The following is a 15,196-nucleotide window of genomic DNA, read 5'->3' on the forward strand; positions in this document are numbered from 1 at the left end:
TGGCAAGGCGTGTGAGCGAAGGCAGTACGATGAGTACGACGAGCGAACACAACGCAGCCAGCAGGCTTTTGCAAGTTGCACACAACGCTTAACCATCGAAATGGGCCCTACAACGGGACTAATATCGTGGATAAAATTACAGACTTTCTGAAAGAACATCGCATTACCGAAGTAGAGTGCGTCGTGCCGGACATGACCGGCATTGCCCGCGGCAAGATCATTCCGCGCAGCAAGTTCGAAACCGGCGAAAACATGCGCCTGCCGGCCGCCGTGCTGTTCCAGACCGTGAACGGCGATTACCCGGATGATGAAAGCATCTCCGGCCCGACCGATCCGGACATGATTTGTGTGCCGGACCCGGATGCCATCCGCCTTGTACCCTGGGCGATCGACCCCACCGCTCAGGTGATTCACGACTGCGTGCACTTTGACGGCTCGCCGGTTGAATACTCCCCGCGCCAGGTGCTCAAGCGCGTGCTCAAGCTCTACTCGGATCGCGGCTGGAAGCCTGTGGTGGCGCCGGAGCTGGAGTTCTACCTGGTTGATGTGAACAAGAATCCGGATATTCCGCTGCAACCACCGGTGGGCCGTTCTGGCCGCGCCGAGGTGGGTCATCAGGCGTATTCCATTGAAGCCGTGAACGAGTTCGATCCGCTGTTTGAAGACATCTATGACTACTGCGAAGCGCAGGAGCTGGAAGTCGATACGCTGATCCATGAAGTCGGCGCCGCGCAAATGGAAATCAACTTCCTGCATGGCAATCCGCTGGATCTGGCAGACCGCGTGTTCCTGTTCAAGCGCACCGTGCGGGAAGTGGCCCTGCGCCACAACATGTACGCCACCTTCATGGCCAAGCCAATGGAGAACGAACCGGGTTCGGCCATGCACGTGCATCAGAGCGTGGTGGACATCAATACTGGCGAGAACATTTTCAGCCGGGCCGATGGCAAAGAATCGGAACTCTTCTATCACTACATCGCCGGGCTGCAAGCCTATGTGCCGGAACTGATGCCGATCTTCGCGCCGTTTGTGAACAGCTATCGTCGTCTGTCCCGCTTTACCGCCGCGCCGATCAACATCCAGTGGGGTTATGACAACCGCACCGTGGGTCTGCGTGTACCGATGTCCGGCCCGGAAGGTCGCCGTGTCGAGAACCGCATCGCCGGGGTGGATTGCAACCCGTACCTGGCCATCGCCGCCACGCTGGCCGCCGGTTACCTGGGCATGGTGCAACGCCTGAATCCGACCGAACCGATCAGCACCGACGCCTACAACATGCCGTATGAGCTGCCGCGCAATCTGGAATCGGCCATTGCCCAGATGCGTGCCAGCACGGCGCTGCCAGAGGTACTGGGTGCGGCCTTCATGCAGGCTTACCTGAGTGTGAAAGAGACGGAATACGAAGCGTTTTTCCGTGTGATCAGTTCCTGGGAGCGACGGCACTTGCTGCTGTATGTGTGATGGACACATTTGAGCCGTAGGGTGGATTCGGAGCAAAGCGACAATCCACCTGTGCAATGGTGGATTGCTTCGCGAATCCACCCTACAAGCTAACAGGACACAAACAACATGCTGAACATGCAAACGACACAGCGCACCACCCAGGAATGGCAACAACTGGATGCCGCCCACCATATGCATCCATTCTCCGACATGGGTTCGCTCAACAAGGCGGGTAGCCGGGTGATTACCCGCGCCAAGGGCGTGTACCTGTGGGATAGCAACGGCAACAAGATCATCGACGGCATGGCCGGTCTGTGGTGTGTGAATGTCGGTTACGGTCGTCAGGAGCTGGCCGATGCGGCCCGTGACCAGATGCTGGAACTGCCGTACTACAACACCTTTTTCAAGACCACCCACCCGCCGGTGATCGAACTGTCGCAACAGTTGTCCGAACTCACGCCGGATGGCTTTAACCACTTTTTCTACTGCAACTCTGGTTCTGAAGGTAACGACACCGTTCTGCGGATCGTCCACCAGTACTGGGCTGCGCTGGGCAAGCCACAACGCAAGGTGGTGATCAGCCGCATCAACGGTTATCACGGTTCCACCATTGCGGGCGCATCGCTGGGCGGCATGGGTTACATGCACGAACAGATGCCGTCCAAAGTGGAAAACATTGTTCACATTCACCAGCCGTACTGGTATGGCGAAGCGGCAGAAGGGGTGACGCCGGAAGCCTTCGGCAAGGCGCGCGCCGCCGAGCTGGAAGCAAAGATTCTGGAACTGGGCGCAGATAACGTCGCTGCGTTTATTGGCGAACCCTTCCAGGGCGCGGGTGGCGTGATCTTCCCGCCGGAAAGCTACTGGCCGGAAATCCAGCGCATTTGCGACAAGTACGGCATTTTGCTGGTCGCGGACGAAGTGATTGGCGGCTTTGGTCGTACCGGTGAGTGGTTTGCCCACCAGCACTTTGGTTTCAAGCCGGACATCATGACCCTGGCCAAGGGTTTGACCAGCGGCTACGTGCCGATGGGCGCGGTGGCGATTCACGACAAGGTGGCGCTGCCGATCATCGAGGCTGGCGATTTCAACCACGGCATGACGTACTCGGGTCACCCGGTGGCGGCCGCTGTGGCGCTGGCCAACATCGCCATCCTGCGGGACGGTGGAGTGGTGGACCAGGTGAAGAATGAAACCGGGCCGTATTTCCAGAAATCTTTGCGGGAAGCGCTGTCCAGCAGCCCGATCATTGGCGAAATCCACGGTACCGGTCTGGTCGCCGGCATGCAGTTGTGTGAAGAAAAGAACCCGCGCAAACGCTTTGCCAATGGCGGCGACGTCGGTCTGATCTGCCGTGATCACTGTTTTGGCAACAACCTGATCATGCGTGCTACGGGTGACCGCATGTTGTTGTCGCCACCGCTGGTGATCAGCCGCACCGAGATCGATGAACTGGTGGACAAAGCCGCACGCTGTATTGCGCTGACGGCCAAGGACCTGGGGTATTGAGAGGTTCCGCTATTCGTAGCCCGGATGAAGCCGTCAGGCGGGAATCCGGGGTGGTGATGCTGGCAAGTATGGCAACCCCGGATTCCCGCTTCGCTCCATCCGGGCTACGAAGTGGCAATGAAAATCGGTAAAAAGCAGTAAACGCAAGAGAAAAAGCAGTAAACGGGCTGGTTTGAAATAAATCGCAAAAAATAGCGTGGCGGCATTCAACCAAAGTACGGGTGCCGCGTTATCAAGCCAGCCCGGCAGTACATAACAACAAGAACACACCACCGACCTCAAGGCCGGGCGACTCGACAGATTGGAACTTTGCCTGGTAACGCGTCTGGTCTTGCCATACGCGTTGCGAAACGGCACCGGTTCCAGGTTTTATCACTGCAGTAAATATGGCTGTTTGTCGTAGCGACCCGGCCCGCTCTAACGCCGGATATTCGAGCGTCATTTTGATTGGAGATGAGAAGATGAAGTGCAAGACATTGAGCCGCCTTGCCCTCGCGGGCTTGTGTGCCGCTGCCGTCAGCCCGGTCTTTGCGGCTGATACAGTGTTGAACGTGTACAACTGGTCGGACTACATCGCCAAGGATACGATCCCGGGTTTTGAGAAGGAAACCGGGATCAAGGTGAAGTACGACGTGTACGACGGTGACGATACCCTGCAAGCCAAGCTGCTGACCGGCAAAGCGGGTTACGACATCGTGGTGCCGACCAGCAACTATGCCGCCAAGCAAATCCAGGCCGGCATCTACATGAAGCTGGATAAATCCAAACTCCCCAACCTGAAATACCTCGACCCGACCCTGATGGCGCAAGTGGCTGGTGCTGATCCGGGCAACCAGTACCTGGTACCGTGGGCGTATGGTACCGATGGCCTGGGTTACAACGTCACCAAAGTCAAAGCCATTCTGGGCAAAGACGTTGATCTGGCCAATTGGGACATCCTGATGAAGCCGGAAAACGCCGCCAAACTGAAGGGCTGCGGTATTTCCATGCTCGATCAGGCCAATGACGTGTTTGCCATGGCGCTGCATTACATCGGCAAAGACCCCAACTCCACCAACCCGGCTGACTATCAGGCCGCGTATGACGCGCTGAAGAAAATCCGCCCGTACATTGGTCAGTTCAACTCTTCCGGCTATATCAATGACCTGGCGGGTGGTGACATCTGTATCGCCTTTGGCTGGTCTGGCGACGTCACCATTGCCAAGGCGCGTGCCAAGGAAGCAGGCAAGTCGTACGAAATCCAGTACTTCATCCCGAAGGGTGGCGCACCGGTGTGGTTTGACACCATGGCGATCCCGAAAGACGCACCGCACCCGGAAGCGGCGCTCAAGTGGATCAATTACATCGAAACCCCGCAGGTCCACGCCGAGATCACCAACCAGGTGTTCTACCCCAACGCCAACATGGAAGCGCGCAAGTTCGTGAAGCCGGATGTGGCGAACGATCCGGTGGTGTTCCCGCCGCCAGAAGTGGCCAAGACGCTGTTCCTCCTCAAGCCGCTGCCGTCTGAAATCATGCGGCTGGAAAACCGGCTCTGGGCGCAATACAAGTCCGGCAAGTGATCGTGTGACCGGTCTGGCCGGGTGATCTGCCCGGCCAGTTCAAATTGACTGAGATACCCGCAGGCGGCGCTGGTTCAAAGCACCGTTCAAGCCCCGCTTGCGCCTGAAGATTGTGTTCGAAGTTGCCAACAAAAACGTCCTGAAGTGGTTTCGCACCGTGAAATTGCAAGGCGTAGCGACCGCACAGAACGGTTTTGTTGCCGACGTTCAAGCCCCTTGATTGCAACAGGTAAACCAGAATCATGAATGAGAGTGCACAAAACAAACCCGCCAGCACTGACGAGAAGTTTGTCCAGGTGATTGACGTGGTCAAGAAGTTTGACGAGACCACCGCTGTGGATGGCGTCAGCCTGTCGGTGGCCAAAAATGAATTGTTTGCGCTGCTGGGCAGCTCGGGCTGTGGCAAATCCACCCTGCTGCGCATGCTGGCCGGGTTTGAGACCATCACCTCCGGCAAGATTTTGATCGATGGCGAAGATATGTCCCGCCTGCCGCCGTACAAGCGCCCGGTCAACATGATGTTCCAGTCTTACGCGCTGTTTCCGCACATGACGGTGGAAAGCAATATCGCGTTCGGGCTGAAACAAGAGGGTGTTGGCAAAGGGGAAATTGCCGAGCGTGTGGCCGATGCACTCAATCTGGTGCAAATGAGCAAATACGCCAAGCGCAAACCGTTCCAGCTTTCTGGCGGCCAGCAACAACGCGCCGCGCTGGCCCGTAGCCTCGTCAAGCGCCCCAAGGTCTTGCTGCTGGATGAACCGATGTCGGCGCTGGATAAGCAAATCCGCCAGCGCACGCAGATTGAACTGGTGAACATCCTCTACAAGGTGGGCGTGACCTGCATCATGGTGACGCACGATCAGGAAGAAGCCATGACCATGGCCGACCGCCTGGCCGTCATGTCGGAAGGGCGCATTGTGCAACTGGGTGCCCCCAACGAAGTGTACGAATACCCCAACAGCAAGTTCGCCGCCTCGTTCATTGGTTCGACCAACCTGTTTGCCGGCACCATCGTCGAAGACCAGCCAGACCACATCTACGTCGAAAGCCCGGACCTCAAACAACGCATGTTTATCAGCCACGGCGTCACTGGCCCGCTAGGCATGCCGGTCTCTATTTCGGTACGTCCGGAGCGGGTGGTCCTGAGCCGTGCCAAACCGGCCCAGGACACCAATGTGGCGGTTGGCAAGGTGGTCAACATTGCCTACATGGGCGGTTACACCATTTATCACGTGCAGCTGGAAAGCGGCAAAGTGGTCATGGCCAATGTCTCTACCCTCATGTTCGACGAAACCGAGCCACCAGGTTACGACGCCGAAGTCTACGTATCCTGGGGCCCGACCGCGGGCGTCGTGCTGACCAAGTGAGGATGCCGTCATGAAGCCCAAAAACAAGCTTAAACGGTGGATACCCGCAGGCAAGACGTGGGTGATCTCGGCGCCGTATATCTGGCTGGCCATGTTCTTCCTGGTGCCGTTCTTGCTGGTGGTGAAGATCAGCTTTGCCGACCAGGTGCTGGGCGTGCCGCCCTATACGGAACTGACCAGCATCAAGGACGGCATGCTGCAGATCATGCTGCAGCTGGGTCACTACAAGTTCCTGCTCAGTGACAGCCTGTATATCCAGACCTATCTCAGTTCTTTGTGGATGGCGACGGTATCGACGTTCTTCTGTCTGATCATCGGCTACCCGATTGCGTATTACATTGCGCGCTCTAATCCGGCCACCCGCAACATCCTGATGATGGCGGTCATGCTGCCGTTCTGGACGTCGTTTTTGATTCGGGTTTACGCCTGGATCGGCATCCTGAAAAACAACGGCTTGCTGAACCAGTTGTTGATGTGGGCGCACCTGGTGCGTGATCCGGTCGAGCTCTATCACACCAACACCGCCGTTTATATCGGCATGGTGTATTCCTACCTGCCGTTCCTGATCATGCCCTTGTATGCCCACCTGGTGAAGATGGACCTGCGCCTGCTGGAAGCCGCCTACGACCTGGGCGCCCGCCCGTGGAAGGTGTTTGTGCAGATCACATTGCCGCTGTCCAAGAACGGGATCATTGCCGGTTGCTTGCTGGTGTTCATTCCGGCGGTCGGGGAGTATGTGATTCCGGAGCTGCTGGGTGGTTCTGACACCCTCATGATCGGCCGCGTGATGTGGGACGAATTCTTCAATAACGCCGACTGGCCAATGGCATCTGCCGTGACCTGCGCCATGGTGCTGCTGCTGCTGGTGCCGATGGCCGTGTTCCAGCACTACCAGGCCAAAGAGCTGGAGGAGTGAGGAGGGAGGTGTGTGGGGTGCCAGGCATATCTGGCGTGACACACCTTCCCGCAAGTTCAGTGTTGAAAAACATGAGGAGGCAGGCCAGTTGCAGGGGCGGTTTTACCCCTCACAGTGGCCTCCTCACGGAAAACAAAGCAGGAGGAGACGGGCGCGTTGCGGGGCGGGTTTACACCTCACCCCTCACACCTCTCTCCTCACAGGAAACAACCCATGATCAAACCCAACAAACAATTGCAGGCCACGGTGCTGTCGCTGGGATTCTTCTTCCTTTACGCGCCCATCATCAGCCTGGTGGTTTACTCCTTCAACGATTCGCAACTGGTGACTGTCTGGTCGAAGTTCTCCTTTCGCTGGTATGGCGAACTCATGCATGACGATGAGTTGATCAACGCCGCCTGGTTGTCGCTCAAGATTGGTCTGATGACCGCGTTTGCATCGGTGTTCATCGGCACCTGGGCCGGTTTTGTGCTGGCCCGCATGGGACGGTTCCGCGGTTTTGCACTGTACACCGCCATGATCAACGCCCCGCTGGTGATTCCAGAGGTCATCCAGGGGATCTCGCTCTTGCTGCTGTTCGTGGAAATGGCCAAGTACATCGGCTGGCCGGCAGAGCGCGGCGTGCTGACGATCTGGATTGGTCACGTGATGCTCTGTATCTCTTACGTCGCCATCATCGTGCAGTCGCGGATCCGGGAACTGGATACCTCGCTGGAAGACGCAGCGATGGACCTGGGGGCCACGCCGTTCAAGGTGTTCTTTGTGATCACGTTGCCGCTGATCAGCCAGGCGCTGATCTCGGGCTGGCTGCTCTCGTTCACCTTGTCGATTGATGACCTTGTGCTGTCGGCCTTCCTCTCTGGCCCAGGCTCGACCACCTTGCCGCTGGTGGTGTTCAGCCGGGTGCGGCTGGGTCTGAATCCGGAAATGAACGCACTGGCGACCATCTTCATCACGCTGGTGACGGTGGGGGTGCTGACGGCCAATTACTTTATGCAAAAAGCAGAACGCAAGCGCATGGCCATGTCTGCCTGACGAAGTTGGGCCCGTTGCCTGAGGGCAACGGGTCACAAGAAAAAGTAGACCGTAACAACATAACGACGACCTGCAAAAAACGGTTTTGATGTGTATTGCGTAACACGGCAGTAACAGCAAAAGCAGTGGCAATAACAGCTTCGTGCAGTTGTTTAAGTGCAGATTCAATCACTTGGGATGAGGAAAATGCGCAAGAAGATATTGTGTGTTCTGCTGGCGGGCTTGAGCACGTCCAGCATGGCGTTCGCAGCGCCAAAGCAAAGCGAGCTCGATGAGCTCAAGTCAGAAATCAAGGCTCTGCAACAGGAAGTCCAGGCACTGAAGAATACGCAGGCGCAACAGGCAGCTGCCCCGGCCCCCGCGCCGGCAGCCGTACCTGCGGCTGCCGCATCGACAGCCCCGGTCCTGACGCAGGATGATGTAGACCAGATGAAGCAAAACATCGCTTCCCTGCAACTGAAAACCGACAGCATCGACAAGACCGTGAATGAAGGCGGAACGGCCGGCCTGTCTGTCACCGGTTATCTGGACCCGGTCTACATCTACAACGTGGGCCAGCATTCGGGTGGTTTCCAGTTTGCCAACCACAACGGCGCGTATAACTACGACGGCAGTACGTTTGGCGATGTCTATCTGGATATCAAGAAGACGTTCGGCCAGGGCTCGCTGGCGCCTAGCGCTGAAATCAGCATCATGCCTAACCGTGGTAATGGCGCGACCCTGCTGGCGACGGATGATGGCTCCAACAGCTTCATGAACATCATCAACACGGCTGTCATCACTATGCCGATTGATACCAGCTACACGTTTGTAGCCGGCTTGATGTCCAGCTTTGGCGGCTACGAAGTGCAGCAGTCCAACTTGATGCCGACGCTGACCCACAACCTGTTGTATGACTTCTCTGATCCGGGCAGCTATGTGGGCGTAGGCCTTAACTACGCCACCGGCAACTGGTCCTGGAAGTTCATGCTGGCCAACGAGCAGTACCGCACCAAGGGTGCCACCACGCAAGTGGACACCAATGGCGACACCGGCCAGGCCAAATTTGCCACCAACAACACCCCGACCTTTACCACGCGCCTGGATTACACCTGGAGCAGCAGTATCGATCTGGGTTGGTCTGGCAACATTGGTCACCAGTCGCTGCCGGTGGGCGCCAACTGTTCGTCTGGCTTTGGCTATCAGTGCAACGCGGGTGATCCGTACAGCACCTACTACTTCACCGAAGGCGACCTGACGTATATCTGGGCGGACACCCAGATCAACGCCGAAGTGGACTACGGCAAGCAAACCAGCGCCGCGTTCAACGGTGGCGATGCAGTGTGGTGGGGCGTGTCGGTACTGGGTCTGCAAAAGTGGCATCTGGATAGCGCCCAGATCGGCACCGCAGCGCGCCTGGATTACCTGAACAACCAGAAGAACGGTGGTGGCGGTGGCGGTATCGTCCTGAACGGTTCCGGCTTTGACGGTCACAACGGCTTTGGCGTGAGCCAGTCTTGCGTGGCGAACTCCAGCAATGCCGGCATGGATTGCAAGGGTGCCAACCGTTACGACCTGACTTTGGACTTCCTGTGGTACGTGACCGACCAGGCCACGCTCAAGCTTGAATACCGCCACGATTGGGCCACGGAAGACGTGTTCCTGAAGAGCGACGGTTCGTTCAGCAAGAGCAATGACATGCTGGGCACGCAGTTCATTTACTCCTTCTAAGGCGTAATCAACCGCAGTTGTCAGGATCAGGTTGCGGCATCAGACAGATGCCGCAACCTGGCTGAAAAAAGATCATCAAAACAACAATTTGAAACGCACGGCGGAACAAGCCGGGGGTGTTTGTACGCTGCGGTTTTGTGGTGATGGCCTGAATTTGAGAATTGGGTAGGGTGGATTCGCGCAGCAATCCACCATGGCGCAGGTGGATTGCTGGGCGAATCCACCCTACGAAGACGGTTTTGGTAGTTGCAGCTGGATTTGTTTTTGACCTGGCAGTCGTTTTTGACTTTCTCCCCTGTCGAGGACTTTTCCGATTGAGGGAGGGAGACCCCAGGCGCCCGACTGATTGAGGGGGCCGCCGGGCTGTAAACAATCACACCGTCAGATGCTAACAGGGGTTCAAGGTTTTTGGCTTCGGCCAGTAAAGGCCACCTATCGGCGGCCGGACTGGATTCCGGCTCAAGGCCGGAATGACGAGGTAGTTGAACAGGTTGACATCTCCATCCTCGCGGACGGCGCAACGGAATGCGCGCCCAAGGGTGCCGAAGTCAGGAATAACGAAGTGGTACACCAGTAATCGTGAAACACCGCGCCGTCAGGCGCTAACGGGTCATACAGCCAGACCAGAAACGCCAAACACGGAAACAGAAAAAATGACCACCCCCATCGCCAACGCCGAACACATCGACTCTTACTACGTCGCCACTGCCAATGACCACACGCGTCATCCGGCCCTGACCGGTCGCGTGGATGCCGACGTCGTGGTCGTCGGCGGCGGACTGACCGGCATTAGCGCTGCGCTCAACCTGGCAGAACGGGGTCTCTCGGTCGTGGTGCTGGAAGCCGGCCGCATCGGTTGGGCCGCCAGCGGCCGTAATGGCGGCCAGATGATTGCCGGTTATGCCTGCGGAATCGACACCTTTGCCAGCGATTTGCCGGCAGAGGACGTCAAGCGCGTGTGGGATATGGGGCTGGAATCTGTAGCCATCATCCGCGAACGTATCGCCAAACATGGCATTGAGTGCGATCTGCGCGACGGCTATCTGACCGCCGCCAACAAACCGCGCCATGTGACCGAACTGAAAGCCTGGCGTGACGAAGCCGCCAAACGCTTTGACTACCATGCCTTTGAATACATTGAAGCGGCCGATATGGGCCGGTTTATCGACTCCGACCGTTATCTGGGCGGCCTGCAAGACAAAGACAGCGGCCATCTGCACCCGCTCAACTACAACCTGGGCCTGGCGCGTGCCGCCGTGGCGGCAGGGGTGCGGATTTATGAAGGCAGTTGCGCGCAATCCTTGCAGCAGGGCCAGACCAATGTGGTGAAAACGGACCAGGGCGAGGTGCATGCCAAATTTGTAGTGCTGGCCTGCAATGCCTTTATCCACACGCTCTCGCCCGCGCTGGATCGCAAGATCATGCCGGTCGGTACATACGTGATTACCACCGAGCCGTTACCGCAAGAACGCTTTGAAAAACTCATGCCCGCAGGCGCTGCCATTTGCGATAGCCAGTTTGCGCTGGATTACTTCCGCCCCACGGTCGACAAGCGCATTTTGTGGGGCGGCAAAGTCAGCTATTCCACCATGCAGCCCACCAACCTGAGCGAAGCCATGCGCGCCGACATGCTCAAGACGTTTCCGCAATTGGCAGATGTGAAAATCAGCCATGCCTGGGGCGGTTTTGTGGATATCACCATGACCCGCGCGCCGCATTTTGGCCGCCTGAGCAACACCGTTTACTTTGCCCAGGGTTTCTCGGGTCACGGTGTGAACGTGACCGGGCTGGCTGGCAAATTGATGGCCGAAGCCATTGCCGGTCAGGCCGAACGCTTTGATATCTTCACCCGGCTTAAACACCGGGATTTTCCCGGCGGCGCCATGTTGCGCACGCCGTCCCTGGTCCTCGCCATGGCGTGGTTCCGCCTTAAAGACTTGATGTGAGGAGGGAGGCGTGAAGGGTGAGGGGAAAACCAGCACACCAGAATCCACGCCTGACTCCTTACGCCTCACACCTCACTGGAGACCCACATGACTCTGCAAAAAGACCTCGCTTACTGGCAAGCCCAGGCTGCGGCACTGAAGATTGAAGGTCGTGCTTTTATCGATGGCGAACTGAGCGACGCGGCCACTGGCAAGACGTTTGACTGCATCAGCCCCATCGACGGCAAGGTGCTGACCCGCGTCGCCCATTGCGGCGAAGCCGACGTAGACCGTGCTGTTGCCGCCGCCCGCCGCAGTTTTGAAGCCGGTGTGTGGAATGGCCTGAACCCGCGCAAACGCAAGGAAATCATGCTGCGCTGGGCGGCGCTCTTGAACGAGCACATGGAAGAAATCGCCTTGCTGGAAACCCTGGACGCCGGCAAGCCGATTGGCGACACCACCACGGTGGATGTCCCCGGCGCGGCCTACTGCGTGCAGTGGTATGCCGAAGCCATCGACAAAGTGGGCGGTGAGATCGCCCCGGTTGATCATCACCTGGTCGGCATGGTCACGCGGGAAGCCATCGGCGTGGTCGCCGCGGTGGTGCCGTGGAATTTCCCCATCCTGATGGCCGCCTGGAAATTTGGCCCGGCGCTGGCTGCGGGCAATAGCGTGATCCTGAAGCCATCGGAAAAATCCCCGTTATCGGCCATCCGCGTGGCGCAACTGGCGTTTGAGGCCGGCATCCCGGCTGGGGTGTTCAACGTGCTGCCGGGCTTTGGTGACGCGGGTAAACAACTGGCGCTGCATATGGATGTCGATTGCCTGGCGTTTACCGGTTCTACCTATGTCGGCAAGCAACTGATGGCGCACAGCGGCCAATCCAACCTCAAGCGCGTATGGCTGGAGCTGGGTGGCAAGTCCGCCAATATTGTCATGCCGGATTGCCCGGATATGGACCGCGCCGTGAGCGCTGCCGCAGGCGGCATTTTCTACAACATGGGCGAGATGTGTACTGCCGGTTCGCGCCTGTTGTTGCATCGCGCCATCAAAGATGAATTTATTGCCAAGCTGGTGGAAAAAGCCAAGAGCTGGCGCCCGGGCAACCCGCTGGACCCGAACACCGCCATGGGCGCGATTGTCGACAACATCCAGCTGGATCGCGTGTTGTCGTACATCGAAACCGGCCGTGGCGAAGCGCGGCTGGTGACCGGGGGCAACCGGGTACTGCAGGACACCGGCGGTTATTACATTGAGCCGACCGTGTTTGAGGTGGATAGCCAGGAGGCCCGCATTGCTGCCGAAGAAATCTTCGGCCCGGTGCTCTCTGTGGTGACCTTTGACACGCTCGATGAAGCCATTGCCCTGGCCAACGCCAGCGAATACGGCCTGGCCGCTGCGTTGTGGACTGGCGACCTGACCACCGCCCACGAGGGCGCCCGCCGCCTGCGCGCCGGGACGGTGTGGGTGAATTGTTATGACGAAGGCGGGGATATGAATTTCCCGTTTGGTGGCTACAAACAGTCTGGCAATGGACGCGACAAGTCTTTGCATGCGTTGGAGAAGTATTCGGAGTTGAAGTCGACGCTGGTGCGGTTGCGGTAAAACCAGAACCCCTGTTAGCGCCTTCGGCGCGGGTTTAAAGGCATTTGATACCGGGGGTGCCCGGAGCACGGTACTTTTCTTTGGCTGCCAAAGAAAAGTACCCAAAAGAAAGGCAGCCCCCGGACTTTTGCCCTCCGGGCTTCCCTCAATCAGTCGGGAGCCTGGGGTCTCCCTCCCTCAATCGGAAAAGTCCTTGAAAGGGGGGGAAGATCAACAGCAACAGCAACAGCAACAGCAACAGCATAAGTCGTCTGTATACGGAATTGATGGGTTGGGCTTCTCACTTCGTCATTCCCGCGGAGGCGGGAATCCAGTCCGCAGCCCATCGGGCTGCTTACGGTGGATAGCAACTGAAGTCGTATAGCTGTTTTGCGATGAGCAAACAGACGGTTTTCGAGGTTGGGGTTGTTTTTGACTTTCTTCCCCCATTAAAGCCAAGCGCCGAAGGAGTGGAGGGAGACCTTAGGCTCCCGACCGACTGAGGGCAGCCCGGAGGGCCGCCGGGCTGGGGTCGCCTTTCTTTGGTTACTTTCTTTGGCGAAGCAAAGAAAGTGACGTGGGTCCGGGCACCCCCGGTGTGAAATGCTTTTACTCGCGCCGAAGGCGCTAACAAGGTTTCAGGTTTTAAGGTTCAGCCGGGCTCCCCGGCATGTAAAACAACCGCGCCGAAGGGCGCATAAAAAAACAGCTTCACCAGGAAACAAAACCCGCCTCAAGAGGCGATGCAATCAACGCACCAACCGGATATTCAACACCATGAACACCATCGCTGCGTCGTCCATTTCAGCCCAGCGCGTCAAACAGGTCTGGCAACGGGAAATCGCCCGTTTCAATGACCTGCATCCGGAATCGTTGCGTCAACACCGGCTGGCCAGCCAGCACTTTTTGTACGGCGTGCCGTTGCACTGGATGCAAGACTGGCCCAGCCCGTCGCCACTGTTTCTGAAAGAAGCCCAGGGCTCGCGCGTGAGTTGTGTGGATGGCCTGGAGTACGACGATTTTTGTCTTGGCGATACCGGCGCCATGTTCGGGCATACCCCGGCGCCGTTGTCGGCCATGCTGGCCGAGACCGCCCGTACCGGGCTGACGGCCATGTTGCCATCGGCAAAAACCGTGGCGGTGGGGGAGCGGCTGGCGCAGATGTTCGGCCTGCCATTCTGGCAACTGGCCACCACGGCTAGCGATGCCAACCGCTTTGTCATCCGCTGGGCACGTGCCATCACCGGGCGCAGCAAGGTATTGGTGTTTGATGGCTGTTATCACGGCACGGTGGATGACACGCTGGTGGATCTGGTCAACGGCAAAACCACTGCGCGCGATAGTTTGCTGGGCCAGGTGTATGACCTCACCCAGCATTCGGTCAGCGTGCCATTCAACGATATTGCCGCCGTACGCCAGGCGCTGGCACAGGGTGATGTGGCGCTGGTGCTGACGGAACCGGCGCTGACCAACTGCGGTATGGTGTTGCCGCAGCCGGGTTTTCTGGAAGAACTGGCCGCTGCCTGCCGCCAGCACGGTACGCTGCTGGCGCTGGATGAAACCCATACGCTCTCTACCGCGTGGGGCGGCTACACCAGGGCCTGGGGGCTCAATCCGGATTTCCTGGTGGCTGGCAAAGCCATTGCCGGCGGTGTCCCGTGTGCCGTGTACGGTTTTACGGCCGAAATTGCCCGCGGTATGCGCGCCGCCAAACAGGCCGCTGCGCCGGGGCACTCCGGTATTGGCACCACGCTCTCTGGCAGCCAGTTGGCCATGCAGGCGCTGGCGGTCACGCTGGAGCAGGTGATTACACCCGCCGCGTACGAGCACGCCATTGGTGTCGCCAATGGCCTGGCGCAAGGGCTGGAAGAAATGATCCACAGCCACGGCCTGCCGTGGAGTGTCACGCGCCTGGGCGCCCGGCTGGAGTTGCAGTTCTGTACTTGCGCGCCGGTCACTGCCGCTCAGGCGGCGGCAGCAGAAAATGCCGAGCTGACGGCGACGTTGCATCTGGGGCTGTTGAACCGGGGCACACTGTTGACCCCGTTCCATAACATGATGCTGGCCGGCCCGGCCACCGGGCATGGGCAAGTGGCGCGGTTGCTGGCCAATATGGCCGAAATGCTCACCGAACTGGGGGCCTGA

The 15,196-nt window shown here is 58.3% G+C and carries 10 protein-coding genes; all 10 read left to right on the forward strand.

Features of this window, described 5'->3' with window-relative positions; all coding sequences use genetic code 11:
* Nucleotides 1-123 precede the first annotated feature (123 nt).
* The 10 genes from HNQ50_RS02005 (at nt 124) to HNQ50_RS02050 (ending at nt 15,196) form a co-directional block, all read left to right on the forward strand.
* The gene (locus HNQ50_RS02005) at nt 124-1,461 is read left to right on the forward strand and encodes a glutamine synthetase family protein (RefSeq protein WP_373282219.1); all 1,338 of its coding nucleotides are present in this window, start codon (nt 124-126) and stop codon (nt 1,459-1,461) included.
* 108 nt (nt 1,462-1,569) lie between these two features.
* Nucleotides 1,570-2,952 (forward strand): aspartate aminotransferase family protein, encoded by a 1,383-nt coding sequence (locus tag HNQ50_RS02010; protein WP_184097020.1) that lies wholly within the window; start codon nt 1,570-1,572, stop codon nt 2,950-2,952.
* A gap of 461 nt (nt 2,953-3,413) precedes the next feature.
* A complete protein-coding gene (locus HNQ50_RS02015; RefSeq protein ID WP_184097022.1) occupies nt 3,414-4,514 on the forward strand; it encodes a polyamine ABC transporter substrate-binding protein in 1,101 nt (366 codons plus the stop codon).
* A 242-nt stretch (nt 4,515-4,756) separates the two neighbouring features.
* Nucleotides 4,757-5,881 (forward strand): ABC transporter ATP-binding protein, encoded by a 1,125-nt coding sequence (locus tag HNQ50_RS02020; RefSeq protein ID WP_184097024.1) that lies wholly within the window; start codon nt 4,757-4,759, stop codon nt 5,879-5,881.
* Nucleotides 5,882-5,891: 10 nt separating this feature from the next.
* Nucleotides 5,892-6,797: an ABC transporter permease subunit gene (locus HNQ50_RS02025; RefSeq protein WP_184097026.1), complete on the forward strand. Its 906-nt coding sequence runs from the start codon at nt 5,892-5,894 to the stop codon at nt 6,795-6,797.
* 213 nt (nt 6,798-7,010) lie between these two features.
* Nucleotides 7,011-7,832: an ABC transporter permease subunit gene (locus HNQ50_RS02030; protein ID WP_221302952.1), complete on the forward strand. Its 822-nt coding sequence runs from the start codon at nt 7,011-7,013 to the stop codon at nt 7,830-7,832.
* A gap of 186 nt (nt 7,833-8,018) precedes the next feature.
* The gene (locus tag HNQ50_RS02035) at nt 8,019-9,542 is read left to right on the forward strand and encodes a DUF3138 family protein (RefSeq protein ID WP_184097028.1); all 1,524 of its coding nucleotides are present in this window, start codon (nt 8,019-8,021) and stop codon (nt 9,540-9,542) included.
* Nucleotides 9,543-10,195: 653 nt separating this feature from the next.
* Nucleotides 10,196-11,488 (forward strand): NAD(P)/FAD-dependent oxidoreductase, encoded by a 1,293-nt coding sequence (locus HNQ50_RS02040; RefSeq protein WP_184097030.1) that lies wholly within the window; start codon nt 10,196-10,198, stop codon nt 11,486-11,488.
* An 87-nt stretch (nt 11,489-11,575) separates the two neighbouring features.
* Complete coding sequence (locus HNQ50_RS02045) at nt 11,576-13,072, forward strand: aldehyde dehydrogenase (RefSeq protein WP_184097032.1); 1,497 nt, start codon at nt 11,576-11,578, stop codon at nt 13,070-13,072.
* 756 nt (nt 13,073-13,828) lie between these two features.
* On the forward strand, nt 13,829-15,196 hold the full coding sequence (locus HNQ50_RS02050; protein WP_184097034.1) for an aspartate aminotransferase family protein: 1,368 nt from the start codon (nt 13,829-13,831) through the stop codon (nt 15,194-15,196).

Origin of the sequence: Silvimonas terrae, from assembly GCF_014202765.1 — a bacterium.
GTDB classification, from domain to species: Bacteria; Pseudomonadota; Gammaproteobacteria; order Burkholderiales; family Chitinibacteraceae; genus Silvimonas; species Silvimonas terrae.